Consider the following 2,350-nt stretch of genomic DNA (forward strand, 5'->3'; position numbering starts at 1 on the left):
CGCAATATGCCGGCTCCACCGCCGCCATTCTCATCAACATGCCCGGCGAATCCTCGTCCGCCGTCACCGCGATCGACGGCTACCAGATGGCCAGGAACGGCCGCGCCGGGGCGGCCCTCGCGATCGCGGCCATCGGCTCGTTCTTTGCCGGCACCGTTTCGACGTTCCTCGTCGCCATCTTTGCCCCGCCGCTGACGGCGATCGCGCTGAAATTCGGCGCGGCCGAGTATTTTTCGCTGATGATCGTCGGCCTGGTTTCGTCCGTCGCGCTCGCCCACGGCTCGATCGTCAAGGCGCTGGCCATGGTCGTGCTCGGCCTGCTGCTCGGCGTTGTCGGCACCGACATTTACACCGGCACGCCGCGCTTCACGCTTGGAATCCGGGAATATGCCGACGGGTTGAATTTCGTTGCGGTGGCGGTCGGTGTCTTTGGCATCGCCGAGATCCTGCGCAACCTCGAAAACGAGGATGAGCGCTCCGTGATGATCCGCAAGGTCACCGGCCTTATGCCGACCCGCGAGGACTTTCGGCGCATGGCAGCGCCCATCGTGCGCGGAACGATCATCGGTTCAGCGCTCGGCATCCTGCCGGGAGGCGGCGCGATCCTGGCAGCCTTTGCCTCCTACACGGTCGAAAAACGCGTCTCGAAAAACCCGAAGGAGTTCGGCAAGGGCGCCATCGAAGGCGTCGCCGGACCGGAATCGGCAAACAATGCCGGTGCGCAGACTTCCTTCATCCCGATGCTGACGCTGGGCATTCCGGCCAACCCTGTCATGGCGCTGATGATCGGCGCCATGATCATCCAGGGCATCGTGCCCGGCCCCAATGTCGCGACCGAACAGCCGGCGCTGTTCTGGGGCATCATCGCCTCGATGTGGATCGGCAATCTGATGCTGATCATCCTCAACCTGCCGCTGATCGGGCTTTGGGTGAAGCTGCTGACGATCCCCTATTACGTGCTTTTCCCGATCATCATGGCGTTCTGCTCGATCGGCGTCTACAGCGTCAACAGCAACGTCTATGATCTCTACGCCGTCGCCTTCTTCGGCTTCCTCGGCTACCTCCTGACCAAGCTGCGCTGCGAACCGGCACCGCTGCTGCTCGGCTTCGTGCTCGGCCCGCTGCTCGAGGAAAATCTGCGCCGCGCCATGATTCTCTCGCGCGGCGACCCGAGCACCTTCGTGACCAGACCGATCAGCGCCGGCCTGCTGCTCATAGCGCTCGCCGTGCTCGCCGTCGTCTTCCTGCCGGCGGTCAAGAAAAAGCGCGAAGAGGTGTTTGTGGAGGAGAGTTGAATTACGCCGCCGTTCCGCCTCGGTCCTGAACCTCTTCGACCGGGTCGAGCGGTGCGATCGGCACCAGCGGTGCCGGCACATCGGTCGTCTTGACCTCGGCCTTGCAGATGTCGGCGATGACGCAGGCCGGGCAATCCGGCTTGCGCGCCTTGCAGACGTAGCGGCCATGCAGGATCAGCCAGTGATGTGCATGGCGCATATATTCGTCCGGAATGATCTTCAACAATCCCTGCTCGACCTGTTCCGGCGTCTTGCCGGGCGCTAATCCGAGCCGGTTGCCTATGCGAAGAATGTGCGTGTCGACCGCCATCGTGTGCTGGCCGAAGGCCATGTTGAGCACGACATTGGCGGTCTTGCGCCCGACCCCGGGCAGCTTGACCAATTCATCTCGATTATCGGGTACCTCGCCGCCATGGTCGCGGATCAGCGCCTGCGACAGCGCAATCAAATTCTTCGCCTTGTTGCGCCACAGCCCGATGGTGCGGATATATTCGCCGACCCTTGCTTCCCCCAGCGCCAGCATCTTGTGCGGCGTATCGGCGGCCCTGAACAGCGCCCGCGTCGCCTTGTTGACGCCTACATCCGTCGCTTGCGCCGACAGCACCACCGCGACCAGCAGCGTGAAGGCGTTGACATGTTCGAGCTCGCCCTTCGGCTCGGGCCGCTGGACGGAAAAGCGCCGGAATATCTCTTTCACTTCGGCCGGGCTGTAGCGTAACGCGCTTCGCGCCGGCCGCGGGCGCGGCTTTGCGTTCGAACCATCGCGTCGTGCGGGCAACGGCTCTTTTTTGGACAGGGAAGAATCTTTGGACTTGGGGCTTGCCATTTCCCTCCTATAATATCCCCTCATGAGCGACACAAACGCCTCGTTTCAGGCCGACGAGCCATTCTTTCAGGCGCTACTGACCCCGCACCGGTCTCTGGGCCGGACAGGCTTCTTCGTCCTGATGGGCGCGCTGCTGTTCGGCTGGCTGGTGACAGGCGCGTTTTTCCTGTCGCGCGGCGCCTGGCCGGTGTTCGGCTTCTTCGGCCTCGACGTGGCCGCCGTCTACATC

At 63.3% G+C, this 2,350-nt stretch carries 3 protein-coding genes; 2 read left to right on the top strand and 1 reads right to left on the bottom strand.

What is annotated here, in order from left to right; genetic code table 11:
* The coding region (locus tag EOA22_RS10730) for a tripartite tricarboxylate transporter permease (protein ID WP_245478617.1) at positions 1-1,295 on the top strand (1,295 nt) is incomplete at its 5' end.
* Between the two features lies 1 nt (position 1,296).
* Here EOA22_RS10730 and nth read toward each other — a convergent pair.
* A complete protein-coding gene (gene nth / locus EOA22_RS10735; RefSeq protein WP_063169002.1) occupies positions 1,297-2,121 on the bottom strand; it encodes an endonuclease III in 825 nt (274 codons plus the stop codon).
* Positions 2,122-2,143: 22 nt separating this feature from the next.
* On the opposite strand from nth, the gene EOA22_RS10740 reads away from it, so the two are divergent.
* The coding region (locus tag EOA22_RS10740; RefSeq protein ID WP_127389963.1) for a DUF2244 domain-containing protein at positions 2,144-2,350 on the top strand (207 nt) is incomplete at its 3' end.

This window comes from Mesorhizobium sp. M7A.F.Ca.US.014.04.1.1 (assembly GCF_003998745.1).
GTDB classification, from domain to species: Bacteria; Pseudomonadota; Alphaproteobacteria; order Rhizobiales; family Rhizobiaceae; genus Mesorhizobium; species Mesorhizobium ciceri.